The sequence below is a fragment of the Austwickia chelonae genome (assembly GCF_003391095.1).
In the GTDB taxonomy this organism is placed as follows: Bacteria; Actinomycetota; Actinomycetes; order Actinomycetales; family Dermatophilaceae; genus Austwickia; species Austwickia chelonae_A.
On sequence record NZ_CP031447.1, the window covers coordinates 2878762 to 2896403 of the forward strand.

19 protein-coding genes and 1 pseudogene are annotated in these 17642 nt (G+C 65.4%); 8 read left to right on the plus strand and 12 right to left on the minus strand.

Annotation, left to right across the window (positions count from 1 at the left end):
- Nucleotides 1–27 precede the first annotated feature (27 nt).
- The 4 genes from DX923_RS12700 (at nucleotide 28) to rpiB (ending at nucleotide 4008) form a co-directional block, all read left to right on the plus strand.
- A complete protein-coding gene (locus DX923_RS12700; RefSeq protein ID WP_116115452.1) occupies nucleotides 28–1503 on the plus strand; it encodes a protein adenylyltransferase SelO in 1476 nt (491 codons plus the stop codon).
- A 59-nt stretch (nucleotides 1504–1562) separates the two neighbouring features.
- Nucleotides 1563–1922: an ArsC/Spx/MgsR family protein gene (locus DX923_RS12705; RefSeq protein WP_116115454.1), complete on the plus strand. Its 360-nt coding sequence runs from the start codon at nucleotides 1563–1565 to the stop codon at nucleotides 1920–1922.
- A gap of 167 nt (nucleotides 1923–2089) precedes the next feature.
- On the plus strand, nucleotides 2090–3490 hold the full coding sequence (gene fumC, locus DX923_RS12710) for a class II fumarate hydratase (RefSeq protein ID WP_116115456.1): 1401 nt from the start codon (nucleotides 2090–2092) through the stop codon (nucleotides 3488–3490).
- An 86-nt stretch (nucleotides 3491–3576) separates the two neighbouring features.
- Nucleotides 3577–4008, plus strand: a complete 432-nt coding sequence (gene rpiB, locus DX923_RS12715) for a ribose 5-phosphate isomerase B (protein ID WP_116115458.1) — start codon at nucleotides 3577–3579, stop codon at nucleotides 4006–4008.
- Between the two features lie 66 nt (nucleotides 4009–4074).
- Here the strand turns inward: rpiB and DX923_RS12720 are convergent, their stop codons facing one another.
- From DX923_RS12720 to DX923_RS17035, 3 genes and pseudogenes are all read right to left on the minus strand, one after another.
- Nucleotides 4075–4899: an ABC transporter permease gene (locus DX923_RS12720; RefSeq protein ID WP_116115460.1), complete on the minus strand. Its 825-nt coding sequence runs from the start codon at nucleotides 4897–4899 to the stop codon at nucleotides 4075–4077.
- Entirely contained in the window at nucleotides 4896–5885 is a 990-nt protein-coding gene (locus DX923_RS12725) for an ATP-binding cassette domain-containing protein (protein ID WP_116115462.1), read from the minus strand. The genes DX923_RS12720 and DX923_RS12725 overlap by 4 nt, the downstream gene beginning before the upstream one ends.
- Nucleotides 5886–6211: 326 nt before the next feature.
- Nucleotides 6212–6364, minus strand: a pseudogene (locus DX923_RS17035) (zinc ABC transporter ATP-binding protein); the annotation flags it as partial.
- Between the two features lie 97 nt (nucleotides 6365–6461).
- Between DX923_RS17035 and DX923_RS12735 the strand changes: the two are divergent.
- Entirely contained in the window at nucleotides 6462–7739 is a 1278-nt protein-coding gene (locus DX923_RS12735) for a dienelactone hydrolase family protein (RefSeq protein WP_116115465.1), read from the plus strand.
- A 106-nt stretch (nucleotides 7740–7845) separates the two neighbouring features.
- Here DX923_RS12735 and DX923_RS17185 read toward each other — a convergent pair whose 3' ends face one another.
- The 9 genes from DX923_RS17185 to DX923_RS12780 all read right to left on the minus strand — a co-directional run bounded on the left by DX923_RS17185 (nucleotide 7846) and on the right by DX923_RS12780 (nucleotide 14925).
- On the minus strand, nucleotides 7846–8208 hold the full coding sequence (locus DX923_RS17185) for an SdpI family protein (RefSeq protein WP_116115466.1): 363 nt from the start codon (nucleotides 8206–8208) through the stop codon (nucleotides 7846–7848).
- Between the two features lie 316 nt (nucleotides 8209–8524).
- A complete protein-coding gene (locus tag DX923_RS12745) occupies nucleotides 8525–9862 on the minus strand; it encodes a S8 family serine peptidase (protein WP_116115467.1) in 1338 nt (445 codons plus the stop codon).
- Nucleotides 9863–9982: 120 nt separating this feature from the next.
- Nucleotides 9983–10453, minus strand: coding sequence for a hypothetical protein (locus DX923_RS12750; protein WP_116115468.1), 471 nt, complete (start codon nucleotides 10451–10453; stop codon nucleotides 9983–9985).
- Nucleotides 10450–11007 carry a hypothetical protein gene (locus DX923_RS12755; RefSeq protein WP_116115469.1) on the minus strand — a complete coding sequence of 186 codons (558 nt, stop codon included), beginning with the start codon at nucleotides 11005–11007 and terminating at the stop codon, nucleotides 10450–10452. Before DX923_RS12755 ends, DX923_RS12750 begins: the two co-directional genes overlap by 4 nt.
- A 15-nt stretch (nucleotides 11008–11022) precedes the next feature.
- Nucleotides 11023–11742 (minus strand): hypothetical protein, encoded by a 720-nt coding sequence (locus DX923_RS16965; protein WP_162872961.1) that lies wholly within the window; start codon nucleotides 11740–11742, stop codon nucleotides 11023–11025.
- A gap of 132 nt (nucleotides 11743–11874) precedes the next feature.
- Nucleotides 11875–12945 (minus strand): ABC transporter ATP-binding protein, encoded by a 1071-nt coding sequence (locus DX923_RS12765; protein WP_116115471.1) that lies wholly within the window; start codon nucleotides 12943–12945, stop codon nucleotides 11875–11877.
- On the minus strand, nucleotides 12942–13760 hold the full coding sequence (locus DX923_RS12770) for an ABC transporter permease (protein ID WP_116115473.1): 819 nt from the start codon (nucleotides 13758–13760) through the stop codon (nucleotides 12942–12944). Before DX923_RS12770 ends, DX923_RS12765 begins: the two co-directional genes overlap by 4 nt.
- Nucleotides 13757–14524 (minus strand): molybdate ABC transporter substrate-binding protein, encoded by a 768-nt coding sequence (gene modA / locus DX923_RS12775; protein ID WP_116115475.1) that lies wholly within the window; start codon nucleotides 14522–14524, stop codon nucleotides 13757–13759. Before modA ends, DX923_RS12770 begins: the two co-directional genes overlap by 4 nt.
- Entirely contained in the window at nucleotides 14521–14925 is a 405-nt protein-coding gene (locus DX923_RS12780) for a TOBE domain-containing protein (RefSeq protein ID WP_116116333.1), read from the minus strand. Before DX923_RS12780 ends, modA begins: the two co-directional genes overlap by 4 nt.
- A 192-nt stretch (nucleotides 14926–15117) precedes the next feature.
- Between DX923_RS12780 and DX923_RS12785 the strand changes: the two genes are divergently transcribed.
- The 3 genes from DX923_RS12785 to DX923_RS12795 are packed head-to-tail and all read left to right on the plus strand — an operon-like array spanning nucleotide 15118 to nucleotide 17642.
- Nucleotides 15118–16662, plus strand: a complete 1545-nt coding sequence (locus DX923_RS12785; protein ID WP_116115477.1) for an acyl-CoA carboxylase subunit beta — start codon at nucleotides 15118–15120, stop codon at nucleotides 16660–16662.
- Nucleotides 16663–16671: 9 nt separating this feature from the next.
- Nucleotides 16672–17118 (plus strand): OadG family transporter subunit, encoded by a 447-nt coding sequence (locus DX923_RS12790; RefSeq protein WP_116115479.1) that lies wholly within the window; start codon nucleotides 16672–16674, stop codon nucleotides 17116–17118.
- Between the two features lie 5 nt (nucleotides 17119–17123).
- Entirely contained in the window at nucleotides 17124–17642 is a 519-nt protein-coding gene (locus DX923_RS12795) for a biotin/lipoyl-containing protein (protein ID WP_116115481.1), read from the plus strand.

Consider the following 17642-nt stretch of genomic DNA (forward strand, 5'->3'; position numbering starts at 1 on the left):
CGCCGATCCTTCGTCCCCGGGAAGCTCATGACCGACCGCGCTCTGCCTCTCCCCCTCGACCATTCCTATGCGCGCGATGTGCCCTCGCTGTCGCTGCGGTGGCGTGCTCGGCCGGTCGACCCGTCCGGTGTGCGTCTGCTCGCGGTCAACGATCCGTTGGCGCAGCAGTTGGGGCTCGACCCCCAGTGGTTGCGTAGCCCGGCGGGCCTGGCTTTCCTGACCGGACGGTCCTCCGAGGAGGTCCCGGCGTATGCCCAGGCCTATGCGGGGCACCAGTTCGGAGGGTATTCGCCGCAGTTGGGTGACGGGCGCGCTTTGCTGCTCGGTGAGGTGACCGACCGGCGCGGGTGTCGGCAGGACCTGCATCTGAAGGGGTCGGGGGCGACGCCGTTCGCCCGGCGGGGTGACGGGCGGGCCGTGGTGGGTCCGATGTTGCGGGAATATCTGGTCGGTGAGGCCATGCATGCCTTGGGCGTGCCGACGACTCGGGCGTTGGCGGTGGTGGCGACGGGTGATCCGGTGGTTCGGGAGGGCTCTCAGCCGGGTGCGGTGCTCTGCCGGGTGGCGTCCTCGCATCTGCGGGTCGGGACCTTCCAGTACGCGGCGGCCTTGGGTGACCCTGGTGTGTTACGGGCCTTGGCCGATCATGCCTCGGCCCGCCATCACCGGTCGGCGGCCGAGGCGGAGAACCCGTACCTGGCGTTGTACTCCGCGGTCGTCCGGGCCCAGGCGGAGTTGGTGGCGGCGTGGATGGGCGTCGGTTTCGTGCACGGCGTGTTGAACACGGACAATGTGGCGATCTCCGGGGAGGGCCTCGACTACGGGCCGTGCGCTTTCATGGACGTCTGCGACCCGGCGACGGTGTTCAGTTCGATCGACCAGGGCGGACGGTATGCCTACGGGAGCCAGCCGGGGGTCACCCAGTGGAATCTGGCCCGGCTCGGAGAGGCGCTGCTCCCGCTGATCGACGAATCCGCTGAGGCTGCCGTGGAATCGGCCACCGAGGTGCTGAAGTCTTTCACCGATTCCTACCGTGACGCCTTCACCGGGGTGATGGCCGCCAAACTGGGGGTGCCTGCGGGGGCCCTGGCCGGGTCCGCCTCGGCGGGGACAGGCCTGGTCGAGGAGACGATTTCCGTGCTGACGACGCACCGGGTGGATTTCACCTCGTTCTTCCGTGGCTTGTGCACGGGTACTGCCCGTGAGCTCTTCGACGACCCGGGGGCGTACGACCGGTGGGCTGCCCGGCGGGATGCGCTGCGTTCCGGCCCGGTCGACGACGAGCAGGTGCAGGCGTCGATGTCACGAGCGAATCCGGTGTACATCCCCCGTAACCATCGGGTGGAGGAGGTCTTGGCGGCAGCGGCCGAGGACGACCTGGCTCCTTTCGAACGGTTGCTGGCAGCGGTGACCCGCCCCTTCGAGGAGCGCCCCGAACTGGTCGATCTGGCGGGGCCAGGACCTGTGGGCGGGCCACCTCATGTCACTTTCTGCGGGACCTGAGCAGCGGCGTCCCGGTTCTGCCCTGTACGTCTGTCAGTGCTCCCGACCAGAATGGCGACATGACCGAGATACGCATGTTCCACAACACCCACTGCAGCAAGTCACGGGCAGCCTTGGAGACCTTGCAGGACAAAGGCCTCGACGCCCAGATCGTCGATTACACGAAGGTCCCGCTGACCCGGGTGCAGCTGATCGAACTGCTCGGCAAGTTGGAGGACCCGCCGTCGGCCTTGGTACGACGCGACGAGGCTTTCGCCAAGGCCGGGCTGACCGACGCCGATGTACAGACCGTCGACCAGGTGGCCACGGTGCTGGCCGACCATCCTGGGCTGATGGAACGCCCGGTCCTGGTACGCGGCGACCGGGCCGTCATCGGCCGTCCGGCGGAACGGGTGTCGGCTTTCCTGTCCGAGGAGTGACCCGTGCAGCGGGGGCGCTGTCGACCTCGGCTGCCCGCAGGCGGAGACTGGGGGCAACCGCTTTCGCGGTCAACACGATCCAGTGACAGCGCTGTCGCACGGTCGGCGGAACGGACGCCGCCACGACCCCAGCCCGGCCGCAGAGACGCCCGACCCGAGGAGTTGACGTGAGCACGACACGTACCGAAACGGATTCGATGGGGCAGATCGAGGTCCCCGCAGATCGGCATTGGGGTGCGCAGACTCAGCGCAGCCTGGGCAATTTCGACATCGGCCGCGACACCTTCGTATGGGGTCGACCGATCGTCCGGGCGCTGGGGCTGCTGAAGAAGTCCGCCGCTCAGGCCAATGCGGAACTCGGCGAGCTCTCCCTCACCGATGAGCAGGTCGCTGCGGTCGTCCAGGCCGCCGACGAGGTCGTCCGAGGTGAATTGGACGCCGATTTCCCCTTGGTCGTCTTCCAGACGGGCAGCGGCACCCAGTCCAACATGAACGCCAACGAGGTGATCTCCAACCGTGCCATCGAGATCCTCGGCGGGCAGATGGGCAGCAAGACCCCGGTACATCCCAATGACCATGTCAACCGAGGCCAGTCCAGCAATGACACCTTCCCCACAGCGATGTACGTCGCCGTCGCCCTGGAGCTGCGCGAACGGTTGTACGCACCGGTGTCGGACCTGAGAGACACCTTGGCCGACAAGGCTGACGAGTTCGCCGAGATCGTCAAAGTGGGGCGTACTCATTTGCAGGACGCCACCCCGGTCACTCTCGGGCAGGAGATCGGCGGATGGGTACGCCAGCTGGACTTCGCCCTGGAGCAGGTGTGTCACGCCGAGACCGGGGTGCATGCGCTGGCGATCGGAGGCACCGCAGTGGGTACCGGGCTGAATGCGCATCCCGAGTTCGGCGCGTTGACGGCGGCGAAACTGGCCGAGCACACCGGGATACCGTTCGTCCGGTCGGAAAATTCCTTCGCCTCCTTGTCGGCCCACGACGAATTGGTGGCAGTGTCGGCGTCGCTGCGCACTCTGGCGATGTCCTTGATGAAGATCGCGAACGATGTGCGCTGGTTGGCGTCCGGGCCACGTAACGGCATCGGCGAGATCACCATCCCGGAGAACGAGCCGGGTTCGAGCATCATGCCGGGCAAGGTCAACCCGACTCAGTGCGAAGCATTGACGATGGTCGCCACCCGGGTGTTCGGTAATGACGCGACGGTCGGTTTCGCCGGCAGCCAGGGCAACTTCGAACTCAATGTGTACAAGCCGGTGATGGCGCATGCCGTCCTGGAGTCGATCAGGCTGATCGCGGACGCCTGCGCTTCTTTCCGTGAGCATTGCGCCGTCGGTATCGAACCGCACCGGGAGCGGATCGCCGCGAACCTGGAGTCGAATCTGATGGTGGTGACCGCGTTGAACGGGCACATCGGCTACGACAAGGCTGCGGCCATCGCGAAGAAGGCCCACAAGGAAGGGACCTCGCTGCGGGAGGCCGCAGTGGCGTCCGGGCATGTCACCGAGGCCGAGTTCGACGCCTGGGTGGTGCCGATCGACATGACGCACAGCTGACCGGTTCCCCGATGCTTCCGCCGAGGTACTCCTCGCTGGAAGCATCGGGGTCGGCGGAGGTGCCGCACAACTCCTAGGCTTGGGACATGAAGATCGGAATCGGTAACGACCACGGCGCCTATCAGTTGCGCCTGGCGGTGAAGGCCCATCTGGAGCACCTCGGCCATGAGGTCGTCGACTTCGGGTCGGACTCCGCCGAGCGGGTCGACTACCCGGATTACGGGCACGCCGTGGGCAGGGCTGTCGTCGCCGGTGAGGTCGACCTGGGGATCGTGATGTGCGGCACCGGGATCGGCATCGGACTGGCCGCGAACAAGGTGCCCGGGGTGCGCTGTGCCATCGTGTCGGAACCTTATTCGGCGCGACTGGCCCGCCAGCACAATGACGCGAACATGCTCGCCCTGGGTGGTCGGGTCGTGGCCCCGGAGTACGCCACGATGATCGTCGACGAATTCCTGACCGCCCAGTTCGAGGGCGGACGCCATGCCCAACGGGTGGCCTTGATCGAACGGACCTGACCCCTCATCCGTGACCTGAGCACCGTAGTCGGTGCTCAGGTCACGGATGTTCAGGTGCGGAGGGGTTCAACGCATGCTCTTGCGGTAGGCGCGGATGGACAGGGGCACGAAGATCACCATGATCAGCACCGCCCAGAAGAGGGTGTAGATCTCGGCGTTCTGCAGGGCCCACGTGTACTCGGCCTGGGACCGCACCATCTGCTCGGTGGTTCCGGCTTCGGCCAGCGCATTCAGATTGCCCAGGTTGTCCCGGGCAGCGTGGGTGATGGTCGACACCGGGTTCCAGCCGGCGAAGGTCTTCAGCAGGGTGGGGAGGTTCTGAGCGGGGACGAAGGTGTTGGCGATGAAGGTGAGCGGGAAGATCACCATGAACGAGGCATTTCCGACGACCTCGGGTGCCCGGACCTTCAACCCCACCCAGGCCATGATCCAGCTGACCGCGTAGGAGAAGAGCAGCATCAGGGAGAAGGCGATCAGGGCGCCGGTGAAGGTACCGCGGATCCGCCAGCCGATGAGCAGCCCGGTCAGTGACATCACCACCAGGGAGAGCACATTGGTGACCACATCGCTGAGAGTGCGCCCGACGAGCAACGCCCCGGGGTGCATGGGCAAGGTGCGGAACCGGTCGATCACGCCCTTCTGCATGTCCTCGGCCATCCCGAAGCCGGTGAAGGTACCGCCGAAGACGATGGTCTGCGCGAAGATCCCGGCCATCATGAACTCGCGGTAGCCCTGGGACCCGGCGACCGCCAGCGCGCCGAAGACGTAACCGAAGAGCAGGACGAACATGATCGGTTGCAGCGTGGTGAACACCCACAGGTCGGGGACCCGTTTGAGTTTGATGATGTTGCGTCTCATCACGGTCAGCGAGTCGGACAACAAGGTGCTCATGAGCCGGCTCCCGTGGTGGTGGCGGAGGTGTCCTCGGCGTCGGCGCGATGACCGGTGAGGGTGAGGAAGGCGTCGTCGAGGGTGGGCCGACGGATCCCGATGTCCTGGATGCGCAGCTTCGCCGCCCGGAAATGGGAGACGGCGTCGATGAGCGCGGCGGTGCCCTGGTCGATGGGGACGGTGATGGTCCGGGTGTGTCCGACCGTCTCCGCGGGGCCGACGGCGAGACTCTCCAGGAAGGTGGCCGCTTCGCCGATCCGGGCGGGGTCCTCCACGGTGACCTGGAGGCGTTCGCCGCCGACCTGGGCCTTGAGGCTGTCGGCGCTGCCCTCGGCGATGATGCGGCCGTGGTCGACGACGACGATGTGATCGGCCAGCAGGTCGGCTTCTTCGAGGTACTGCGTGGTGAGCAGCACCGTCGTACCGCCGGAGACGAGGTCGCCGATGACCTGCCACATGTCTCCGCGGCTGCGCGGGTCCAGGCCGGTGGTCGGTTCGTCGAGGAAGACCACCGGCGGGCGGGCGACGAGGGCCCCGGCCAGGTCGAGGCGGCGCCGCATCCCACCGGAGTAGGTCTTGGCCGGTCGGTCGGCGGCGTCCTCGAGTCGGAAGTCGCCGAGGAGTTCGGCGGCGCGGGCTCGTGCTCCGGCGCGCCCGAGATGGTAGAGCCGCCCGATCATGTCGAGATTCTCTCGGCCGGTGAGATGCTCGTCGACGGCGGCGTACTGCCCCGCGACGCCGATGCGGCGGCGCACCCCCATCGGGTCGGTGAGGACGTCGACCCCGGCGACCTGGGCCCGCCCACCGTCCGGGACGATCAGGGTCGACAGGATCCGTACGGCTGTGGTCTTGCCGGCGCCGTTGGGGCCGAGGACTCCCAGCACGGATCCGGCCGGTACGGCGAGGTCGACCCCGCGCAGGGCCCGCACCTCGCCGAAGGTCTTGATCAGCCCTTCGGCCTCGATCGCCAACTCGGTGGAAGCCATACTCACCATCGTAAATTCAGACAATCCACTTGAAAAGCAGGCGGCCGCCTCGATGCCAGCAACACGGCAGCCCATCCCACCCCTGCCCCACCCCACTTTGCCCCCCCTACGACATCTCTACCTCCCGCCCCGTTGCACTCTCCCCCCGAACAGCCAGCCCTCTTCCTGCACTGCCTGCCCGTTTCCCACACTGCCAGCCGTGTTCATTGGCGCGGTCAGTGCAGGAAACAGGCTGGCAGTCGACATCAAAGGGGAGAGCAGGTGTCGCAAGGGCAGCGGTTGTGCTCATGGGTCCTCGCTTGCACCGGGGCCCGGGTTTCGTCCCAGACCGTCCTGTCGAAGACCGCGAGCCCCTCTTCCAGGGCTTCGGCGGAGTGCAGGTCGAGGTTGTCGGTCGGCTCGTCGAGGAGCAGGAGGGTGGCCCTGGAGAGTTCGAGCATGAGGATCTGGAACCCGGCCTGTTGTCCGCCGGAGCGGGAACTTTCGTATTTCGTTGCGCGTCAGTGGTTTTGTGTAGACGTCCGTGTGGTGGCACGGCATTGCCCGAGCGCCACCTGAGCAACGAGGAGCCCTCGAGTGAAAAACCGCCTGTTCACCGTGGCGGCGACTGCCGCCCTCTTCACAGGGCTGACCACCGGTAGCGCCGCTGCGGCGCCGGTCACCGACGGGGCAGCACTCGCCACTGGGTCCTCCACCCTCACCGCGTACGCCTTCAGACCCGGCATGCTCAAAGGCACCAATGTCAACGAGCCGAAGCATCAGGCCTCCCTCAGCCGCTTCGAAGGCGTCCTCGCCGTACCGGACAAACCCGGGAAACACCCGCTGGCGGTGATCGTCCACGGGTCGTACCCCAACTGCGTCTGGTACGGAAAAGGCGCACTGACCACCGCCGAAGCCAATGCCCTCGACTGGAAGGAGGCCTGCGGGACGAAACCGCCCACGGAGAAGGAAGGCCTCACCGCCGGACACGACTACATCCGATACCCCGCCAGCTTCGCCTACCTGGCCAAACATCTCGCCGACCGCGGCATCGCGACCGTCGTGATCGACGTCTCGGCCAAGGACATGAACTGGACGGGAGAGGTCGACGCCCGCAAGGTCCAGCAGGCGCTCGTGCAGGAGCATCTCCGCCTGCTCAAGGACTTCGACCAGGGCAAGGACCACGGAGTCAAATTCACCTCTCCGGTGAAAGGGAAACTCGACTTCACCCGCCAGGCCATGATCGGGCACAGCAGCGGTGGCGGCTGGCTGATCGACAAATGGACGAAGAACGAGCTGCCCGACGTGAAAGCCGCCGTCGCCCTGCAGTCGGTCACCTCGACCACGATCCCCAAGACGCCGACGGGTACCGCCCCGGTCCTTTTCCTCGGCGGCAGCTGCGACGAACAGGCGCGGATCGCAGATGTCCAGAAGGACGCCAAGGAACTGGGCACTGCCAACCCGAAGGTCCCCGTCGTGTTCGCCGACGTCGCGCGCACCACTCATGCCGGACTCGTCGGCGGATTCGGTTCGCACCGGCACGGGATGGTCACTCCGGTCGACACTCCTGCCTGCGCGACCGACAAACTGCTGCCCCGGGAAACCATGCGGGCCGTGAACGCCCGGATCGTCGGCGACTTCCTCACCGACGCCCTCGCCGGGCGCACCACCTACACCTTCTCCGCCTCGGACAAGACCAAGATCGACGTCAAGGCGATGAACTCCGCAGCCAAGGTGGCCACGCGGTCTGGCGGCCCATTGCCTGAGATGGTCGCGCCCCGCTCGGTGAAATTCCAGGAAATCCCGGAGTTCTTCATCCCGGAGCTGCCCAAGGACGTCAGGATCATCCCCAGCGACCATTCCCAAGGGGACTGACTCAGTTACTCCAAGGGGTAACCCCAGCCATCAATGAACTTGATTGGCGATCAAATAAAAAGATATTTTTCCTTACCGGATCTCAACTAAAGGAAAATATCTTTTCTCAATCAGAAGATCGGGCTCCCTTGTTTGCGAGGAAGGCCATACCCAGAAGGCCACCTGTCGCTCCCATATATGCCATAGCAAACAGCACGCCAGTGACGAAAGATGCAGCCTCACCGTCGCGTACACCTGAACCAGTTAACGCAAGTCCCATCAGAACACAATAGCCAAAAATTATTCTAGCCAATGGTCTTGCCTTTTGATGGCCAGTGACCCATGCCTCATCTGAACGCCGAGTACGGACAGTTCGAATTCCCATTTCTGAATTTCGATCGAGTCGCCCTTCAGCAGCCGCCTCCACTATGCGCCAAACGGCAAGACCAGTGACGGTTACCCCTAATCCACCTATTACGCCAAGCATCATGGTTACATGCACTCTCCCGATTCGCAGTGGAGCAAGCTACTTCGATTAAAGTGTCAGAAAACTTATTTCTTCACTAAAAAACAGTTCGTCAGAAATTTTTGGGAACCTGATTCTTGGATCCTTTTCATTTGGTGGGTCGCTCTGCGGTGATGACGGTCGTGACGGCTACCGGCTGACCGCGCTAGCCCCATGACCACAGCCAGACGCCGTCCCGACGATCCCTCCGCAGCACCCCTCCTGCGCGGAACGCTGACGGCCACCGCAGCCGACATCCGGACCGTCACCGCCTCCAACACGCCGACCGAAAAAGAACGCCCTACCGACCAGAAGAACGACGGCGTCGCCACCAGAAAATTCCGCCGCCCACCACAGCCGCGACCACGGACAGCAATGCCGCCCGTGTCACCCACAACATCCCTTTAGAACGAGAATCCTGCCAAAAAGGCAACGACTCCACCGGCCCCGAAACATCCTTCTTCTTCAAATCAAGATCATCCGGCTTATACGACCGATCCCACTCCCCCATCGACTCCACATGCGATGGACGATGAAGAGCTTTATCCCCAAAACGCAGCTTCCCCAACGGGTTCTCCTTACCCCCCGCCGGGACATCCGCCGTCACCGCCGCATACGCATCCACCACACCCCACCCACACTTCTCATCCGGCACCGGACCGTCACCATTCCGCTTCGCCGTCGCCAACACCCGACGAATCACCTGCCCCGCCGAAAGCTCCGGATACTTCGACCGCACCGCAGCCACCACCCCCGACACCACCGCCGTCGCCCCCGACGTCGCCCCACCATGCTTCACATACCCACCACTCAGCGACACTCCCGGAATCGGTGTCTGCCGATTCACCGAATACGGCCCGCACACCCCATTACCCTGACCATAAACAAAACCCTGATATTTAGGGATCCCCCGATTCGATTCCGGATCCAACTGCAGATCCGCCATCACCCCACCCACCTGCAAAGCACCAAAAGCCTCACGCCAGGCACCCCCCTCGGTCCGCCCATCATTTCCCGCACCAACCACCACCACAACATCTTTCTCCTGCGCCTCGATCAACGCCCGAGCCTTGGTACTACTCAACCCGCCAGCCTGGGAAATATTGATAACCTTCGCACCCTGAGCCACGCAATAACTAATCGACTTCGCCATAATGTCCTGCGGCGTCGACAAACCCACCACAGAAGACACCGACATGATCGTCGCATCCGGCGCCGCCCCGATAATCCCCTGCGAACGCCCCGGACCAGAACCCCGACCCGCGATATAACCCACCATCCCCGTCCCATGCTCCGTATTCGGCTTCAACCCATCCGGAGCACCCTGACCCGAAAAATCAGCACCCCCCTCAAAACGGATCCCCACCAAATCCTGATGCGTCGCATCCACCCCCGTATCAATCACACACACCTTCACCCCAGCACCCCGCGACACCTGCACCGAACGATCCACCCCCAAACCAGGAATCCACCACGACCGCTCCCGCGCCAAACCCCGCTTCTCCGCAGCAGCCTGCCGATCATCCACCGGCGAAGCCACCACCCCAGCACCCGAAACCCCACCAGCCGGAGAGGCCCCCGCAGCAGCCGCCACCGGCGCACACACCACCCCCACCACCAGCACACCAACACACCACACACGACCACCACGAACAAACATCACACCCACCCAACACCCACAGCCACCCCGCCAAACAGACAAAGAGGCACCCAATACGCCGATCAAAAAAGAACTACCCAGGCCCTATACGCCAAAGAATTACAAAGTTTCCTTCCAGTCGAAAGACTTCATCGTCTGCTGATCAACCGCAGCTTTGGACAACCCGGCCCGGCCTTGAGATTCAGCCTGCACATACGCCGCATGCGATTCCGCTAAACCATGCAATACCAGATTCACCATCCCATCGAGTCTCTTCACATTTTCCTCGAGATGTCCCGCCGCTTCGTCGGCCTTTCCCCAACCAGCTTGAACCTCTTCCAGTTCGCCACCTGGCCGCGCGGCCCTTATCTTTTCTCGCGCAGCTGTTACCTCAACTTTCGCTGCTTCTAATCGCTTGCGTAATGCATACAACTCGGCATAAGTTTTCTGATAAGAATCCAGCTCGACCTTAAAGCCAGCACTTCGCACACCTTCGATATTTGGGGGCGACCACAACACCTCATCAGGCGATTCCACCCCCAAGCTGTTCGCACTCTGCGCCGAAGAGGATCCACTCTTCTCCACCATCACGCACACGTCCTTTCCCGAGACACCCGACCAACCAACCCGACCACACCCAACTCACTCATCACCCAACACCGGCGGAGCCACCAACTCCGTATCCCCCCACACCTCATCCGACGCCACCAAAAACTCCGGACGAGCCCGCAACCCCCGATCACGCTCACCACCAGACCCACCACCCAACGGCACACCACCCTGACCAACACCCCCACGACCACCCACCGAACCCACACCACCAGCACCAACACCGGTGCCACCAGGCCCAGCCCCAAAACCACCAGACCCACCCGCACCACGAGCCCAACCACCCCCAGCGCCACCGGCACCACCAGGCACACCCGGCCGCACCACACCAGGACCACCCGGCACCACCCCACCAGGCGGAAAACCACCCCCCGGAGGCAACACCCCCACACCACCAGGACCACCAGGCACCCCACCCGGAGGCTGCGGCAACACCCCCACCGGAGCAAACACACCCCCACCACCAGGCGGCACACCCACACCAGAACCACCCGGAACCCCACCCGGACCACCCGGCACCCCAGAACCACCACCACCCGGCGACCCCGGAACTACGCCCCCACCACCAGACCCGCCCGGAGCCCCAGGCACACCCGGACCACCCGAACCACCCGGCCACACACCAACCCCCGAACCACCCGACCGAACAGGCCCAACTCCAAGCCCACTCCCCGACCCCCCATCCGACGAAGAACCCCCACCACCCGACAACGACGCCGGCAGCTCCCTTGACTCATAAACCGGCAAGTCATCCCAGCGCACACCCCCAAACGGTCCCCCTGCTCCTGAGCCGCCTTGGCCATCTCCTGCACCTTCGCCAGCAGGGCCTTGCGGTCGGCCTCTTCCTCCTCACGCTGGCGGAAGTAGACCTCAGCCGCTGGCGAAGACGTCAGCCACCCCCAGAACGACGGCTTCGGCATCGTCGCCTCCCGGGCAGTCATCCCCGCGACCTGCTCCTTGAAGTTCTCCATCGTCTGCTGAAAGTCGATGACCGCGCCCCCGGCCGACGACGACGAAGCCAGGCCATTCCCCGATGCCGTTGTCTGCATCGTGCGCATCACCGCCTCTGCGGCAGCCTCCCCGCTCCACCCCGACGTCGACAGCGCCACCAGCTTCGCCTGGAACTCGGTGGACAGCTCGTTCACCTCAGCAGACGCCTTCTTGAAGGCGTCCACCGCCACAGCCATCTCCTCAGGGCGCACACTCGCCGCCACGGCCTTCAACTCCGCCGCGTGCATCCCCTCGTACGCACCCTGACGAGCACCACTCACCACAACCACTCCTCCGAAAGACCGCATACGTCGACTCACGCGCCCCTGAACCTACTGGCTCCGTCCTCGCGCAGACGCGATAACTCCGGAAGAGCTGATGTCACGATGTCTTCGTCCGAGAAGGCCCACCGATCACCGTTCGTACAGGCGAACCTGAGTCGCCTTGACCACGAGCTGAACCGCCGCACCAGGCCGGAGTTCGAGCTCGACAACGGCCGCAGCGGTGAGATCTGCCGACAGCACCTCCCCGCCAGGAAGCACGGCACTCACCCGGGCCAAGGCACCACGCGGTTCGACAGCGGTGACGACAGCAGGCAGATGGTTGCGGGGGCTGCCGCCGGGATCGGCAAGGTGGACACCGATGGCGGCGGGCGGGATGCTCGCCCACGCATCTCGACCGAGATGCAGAGAGCGGTCGGCCGGTACCCCGGTGAGAGGAACGCCCTCGACGTCGATGCGGTCCGGCCCGGAGGCAACCCCCCGGAGGAGGTTCACCCCGACCAGGTCGGCGAGAAAAACCGTACGAGGACAGGTGAGGAGGTCAGCGACCTTTCCTTCGGTGACGACCCGTCCCCCGTCGATGACGGCGAGTCGATCGGCGAGCGCGAGGGCGTCGATGACGTCGTGGGTGACGAGGACGGCGGTGCGTTCCGGGCTGGTGAGGAGGTCGCGGAGCAGGGAGCGGGTGGTCGCGGCGACGGTGATGTCGAGGGCGGCCATGGGCTCGTCGAGGAGAAGGAGTCGGGGTTCGGTGGCGAGGGCGCGGGCGAGGGCGATGCGTTGGGCTTGTCCGCCGGAGATCTGCCAGGTGCGTCGGTGGGCGAGTTCGGCGCAGCCGACGTTGTCGAGGTGGGTGTGGGCGATGGTGCGGGCTGCGCGGCGGCGGGTGCCGGTGGCGCGTAGGCCGAAGGCGACGTTGTCGAGGATGTCGAGGTGGTCGAAGAGCAGGGGGCGTTGGTCGAGGAGGGCGATACGGCGTTGGTGGGTGGGGAGGTGTCGTCCTGGTCCGCTGACGAGGGTGCCGTCGATGTGGACGGTGCCGGTGGTGGGGTGTAGTTGTCCGGTGACGAGGCGGAGGAGTGAGGATTTTCCGGCGCCGTTGGGGCCGACAACGGCGAGGACGTCGCCGCGGTGGATGTCGAGGTCGAGGTGGAGGTTGCGGTCGGTGACCTGGGCGTGGACGGCGAGTGCCGGGGTGGTCATGGTGTGGCCGCTTTGGGGGTGAGTCGGCTTGTCCATCCGGTGGCGGCGACTGTGGTGGCGGCGACGACGATGAGGACGAGGGCGAGGGCGAGGGCGGAGTCGGTGTCGCTTTCTCGTTGGAGGTAGATCTCCAGGGGGAGGGTGCGGGTGACGCCTTGGAGGGATCCGGCGAAGGTGAGGGTGGCGCCGAATTCGCCGAGGGATCGGGCGAAGGAGAGTGCGGTGCCGGAGGCGACGGCGGGGAGCATGGTGGGCCAGGTGACTCGGGTGAGGACGAAGGTGGGGGATGCGCCGAGGGTGGCGGCGACGTCTTCGCGGTCGTGTCCGGCGGTGCGGAGTGCTCCTTCGACGGCGGTGACGAGGTAGGGCATGGCGACGAAGGTCTGGGCGATGACGACGGCGAGGGTGGTGAAGCCGATTTCGATGCCCCAGGTGGACAGGGTGGCGCCGAGGAGTCCGCGGCGTCCGAGGGTGGTGAGCAGGGCGAGACCGGCGACGACGGGTGGGAGCACCATGGGCACGGTGACCAGGGTGCGGACGAGGGTGTTCCAGCGGCTGTGGGACCGGGCGAGGAGTAGCGCGAGGGGGAGGCCGAGGAGGAGGCAGAGTGCGGTGGAGGCGAGGCAGGTGGTCAGGCTGAGGTGGAGGGCGTCGAGGGAGGCCGGTGTGGTGAGCAGGGTGGGGACTTTGGTCCAGGGGATGCGGGTGGCGATCCCTGCCAGGGGGAGGGCGACGAAGGCGAGGGCGAGTGCTCCGGGGAGTCGGAGCCATCGGGGTAGGTGTGATCCGCCGGGGCGCGGTGGTGTGGTGTTCACGGTGTGGCGAAGCCGTGTCTGGCGAGGGTCTGTTGTCCTTTGTCGGAGAGGACTGCGGTGATGAAGGCTTTTCCGGCGTCTTCGCGGGGGGCGTCTTTGACGAGGGTGATCGGGTACCGGTTGACGACTTTGTCCGAGCCGGGGATGGAGAGGGTGCGGACTTTGTCGCCGGAGGCTTTGGCGTCGGTGGCGTAGACGATCCCGGCGTCGGCTTCTCCGGATTCGACTTTGCCGCGGACGTCGGTGACTTTGGTTTCTTCGGAGACGGGGTGCAGGGTCAGGCCGAGGTGGGCGGCGAGGGTCTGGGTGGCATTGCCGCAGGGGACGTCGGTGGCGCAGGTCACGAGTTTTTTCCCGGTGAGGGAGTTGTCGAGGCCGGTGATCTTTGCGGGGTCGTCCTTGGGGGTGATGAGGACGAGGGTGTTGCGGGCGAAGTCTTGTGGTGCGCCGGCGGTGATCTTTTTTTCCTGGGCTTTGTCCATGTTCTTGGTGTCGGCGGTGGCGAGGACGTCTGCGCGGGCGCCGCCGATGATCTGGTCGACGAGGCTGTTGGATCCGTCGTAGTTGAAGGTGATGTCGAGGTCGGGGTGTTCTCGGGCGATCTCGGTGAAGGCGCCTTTGAGGGAGGCGGCGGCGAAGACGGTGACCGGCCCGGTGGTGGGCTTCTTGTCCGCTGTGGCGGAGTCGGTGTGGCAGGAGGTGAGGGCGACGGCGAGGAGGGCGGTGGTCAGTGCGGCGGGGGCGATGCGCCGGGGGTGGTTCATGCGGTGGCTCCGGGGGTTTCCAGGATGACATTGGTGGCTTTGACGACGGCGGTGGCGACGGCGCCGATGTGCAGGTTCATGTCGTGGACGGCTTCGGTGGAGATGAGGGAGACGACTCGGTAGGGCCCGCATTGCATTTCGACCTGGGACATGACGGTGTCGGAGGTGATCGAGGTGATCAGGCCGGTGAAGTGGTTGCGGGCGGAGGCGCGATGGTGCCCGGTGGCGGCGGCGGTGCGGTGGACTTCCTGGGCGAGCTCGGCGAGTTCGGCGCCGTCGATGGTCTTACGACCGGAGGCGTCCTTGGTCGCGGCGATGCGTCCGGCGTCGATCCAACGGCGGAGGGTGTCATCACTGACACCGAGGAGATCGGCGGCCTCTTTGATCCGTATCTGCGTCACAAAACATAGATTATTTCTGAAGAAGCGGAGACAGATCTGCATTTTCTCCTTATATGAGATTCTCTGGACACAGATGTCTGTCGAAGAAGACCCGCCTCCAAGAATCTCCTTGGACAACAAAGAACTTCCCACGGATTTCGCCTGCGGGTCCTAGGCTGACAAGACACCCTCCCCCAGCCGAGGACGACAACGATGTCCGATCAACTCGCCCGTCTACGAGCCCTGCGCGAGCACGCCCTGGAAGGTGGCGGCCCGGACCGGGTCGCCGCCCAGCACGCCAGGGGCAAGCTCACCGCCCGAGAACGCCTCGCCTTCCTGCTCGACGAAGCCTCCTTCCAGGAACTGGGCGCCTTGGCCACCCACGCCGTCACCGACTTCGGCATGGAGAAACACCGGTACCCGGGCGACGGCATCATCACCGGCTTCGGGAAGGTCAACGGGCGCCGCGTCGCAGTCTTCGCCCAGGACTTCACCGTGCTCGGCGGCTCGTTCTCCGAAGTGCAGTCGCACAAGATCAGCCGCATCCAGGACCTGGCACTGGCAGCAGGCATCCCCCTGGTCGGCCTGAACGACTCCGGCGGGGCCCGGGTACAGGAAGGAGTCCGGTCACTGGCGGCGTACGGCGAGGTGTTCGTCCGCAATGTCTCCGCCTCAGGGGTCATCCCCCAGATCAGCGTCGTCATGGGACCGTGCGCGGGAGGCGCGGTCTATTCGCCGGCGCTGACGGACCTGACGATCATGGTCGACGGCACGGCGAACATGTTCCTCACCGGCCCGGAGATCATCCGACAGGTCACCGGCGAAGAGGTGACCGCCGAGGAGCTGGGCGGCGCGAGCGTGCACGCAGCCCGTAGCGGGGTGGCCCAATTCGTGGCCGCCGACGAGCAGGCAGCCCTCCACCTGGTGAAGGACCTACTGGCCCACCTCCCGCAGAACACCCACGAAGACCCACCGGTGCTGTCCGCGCACGACGACCCCGACCGGATGGACGAGGCGCTGAACTCCCTCATCCCGGCCGAGGACAATGCGGCCTACGACATGGTCGAGCTGCTGAACAGGGTCTTAGACCGCGGATCGCTGCTACAGGTCGGCGAGTTCTTCGCCGCGAACGCGATCACGGCCTTCGCCCGCCTGGACGGGCAGAGCGTCGGCATCGTCGCGAACCAGCCGTCGGTGATGTCCGGCTGCCTCGACATCGACTCGAGCGACAAGATCAGCCGGTTCATCCGACTGTGCGACGTGTACAACATCCCGCTGGTGACCTTCGTGGACTGCCCGGGATACCTGCCCGGCGTACAACAGGAGTACGACGGAGTGATCCGGCACGGCGCGAAGATCATCTACGCCTACTGCCAGGCCACGGTGCCGAAGATCTCCGTCGTCGTCCGCAAGGCGATCGGCGGCAGTTATGTCGCACTGTCGAGCAAACAGATGAACAACGACGTGGCCTTCGCCTGGCCGTCGGCACAGATCGCCGTGATGGGTGCGGAGGGCGCGGCCCGCCTGCTGCACCGACGCACCATCGACACCGCACCCGACGCGGCAGCCGAAGAGGCCCGTTTCGTCACGGACTACCGGGAGAGGTTCTTCAACCCGTACCGGGCCGCCGATGTCGGACAGATCGACGAGGTCATCGAACCCGCCGAGACCCGGCCCCGGCTGATCCGCGCCTTGGAAGTGTTGAACACCAAGGTCACCCAACCCGTGCCGAAGAAGCACGGCCTCTTCCCGGTGTAAGGAGCGGACATGTCCGAACTGGGATGGGGTCTACAGATGACCGTAGCCGGGATGGGCACGGTCTTCGCACTACTGATCGCCTTGATGGGCCTGCTGTTGCTGATCGGGCGACTGGACAGGTCCCCCGCGCCCGCTTCCCCGCCGACCGAGGCGGGCCTGTCTGCTCCCACCGACGATTCCCCTGCCGCGACACCCCCGTCGGTCGAAAGGCCCCCGACCTCGACAACCGACGACAGCCCGGCAGCCGCGCCGCCCCCCACGGTGAGAGTCCTGGCCGACGGACTGACCGACGAGATGATCGCCGCGATCACCGTCGCCGTACTGAGCCACCGTGAGCTGCGACGCAAGGAAGCCGCACCGGAGATGCGGGCCCACGCCCCGGGCAGCCACCTGTACGCGAGCCGATGGGTCTCCATCGGCCGTTCCCGACAGATCCAGTCCTGGCGACGGAAGTGAGCAGCATGCGCCGTTACACGATCACGGTCGGTGACCACTCCTATGTCATCGATGTCGACCACCGGTCGGCGGACCACTTCCAGGTCCAGGTGGAAGGCCGGGTCATCGACGTCCAGGTAGACGACCACCAGGGATACGCCAAGGGATCAGTGACCCCTTCCGTCCAGTTCAGAGCCCCGAAAGAGGAGACAGGTCCGGCCACGCCCCTGGCATCGGCGGCAGCCGCCCCGGTCTCCGCCGCCCCGGTGCCCCCGTCCTCGGCAAGATCGGCCCCATCTGCTCCCACAGCCCGCTCCGGCGGCGGCGCCGACCTGATGACGGCACCGATGCCGGGCGTGATCCTCACCGTGGAAGCTCCCGTCGGGTCGACGGTCTCCCGTGGCGACACCGTCCTGGTGTTGGAAGCCATGAAGATGAAGAACGCCCTGAAAGCGCCCCGGGACGGAGTCGTCGCCGAGATCATGGTCACGGCCGGTCAACAGGTCAAGTACGGCGAAGCACTCGTCCGGCTCGGGGACGGCTGA

Coding starts and splice junctions, on each gene's coding strand:
- DX923_RS12700 (WP_116115452.1), top strand. CDS start 28: ATGACCGACCGCGCTCTGCCTCTCCCCCTCGACCATTCCTATGCGCGC.
- DX923_RS12705 (WP_116115454.1), top strand. CDS start 1,563: ATGACCGAGATACGCATGTTCCACAACACCCACTGCAGCAAGTCACGG.
- rpiB (WP_116115458.1), top strand. CDS start 3,577: ATGAAGATCGGAATCGGTAACGACCACGGCGCCTATCAGTTGCGCCTG.
- DX923_RS12720 (WP_116115460.1), bottom strand. CDS start 4,899: ATGAGCACCTTGTTGTCCGACTCGCTGACCGTGATGAGACGCAACATC.
- DX923_RS12725 (WP_116115462.1), bottom strand. CDS start 5,885: ATGGCTTCCACCGAGTTGGCGATCGAGGCCGAAGGGCTGATCAAGACC.
- DX923_RS17185 (WP_116115466.1), bottom strand. CDS start 8,208: ATGATGCTTGGCGTAATAGGTGGATTAGGGGTAACCGTCACTGGTCTT.
- DX923_RS12765 (WP_116115471.1), bottom strand. CDS start 12,945: ATGACCACCCCGGCACTCGCCGTCCACGCCCAGGTCACCGACCGCAAC.
- modA (WP_116115475.1), bottom strand. CDS start 14,524: ATGAACCACCCCCGGCGCATCGCCCCCGCCGCACTGACCACCGCCCTC.
- DX923_RS12785 (WP_116115477.1), top strand. CDS start 15,118: ATGTCCGATCAACTCGCCCGTCTACGAGCCCTGCGCGAGCACGCCCTG.
- DX923_RS12790 (WP_116115479.1), top strand. CDS start 16,672: ATGTCCGAACTGGGATGGGGTCTACAGATGACCGTAGCCGGGATGGGC.
- DX923_RS12795 (WP_116115481.1), top strand. CDS start 17,124: ATGCGCCGTTACACGATCACGGTCGGTGACCACTCCTATGTCATCGAT.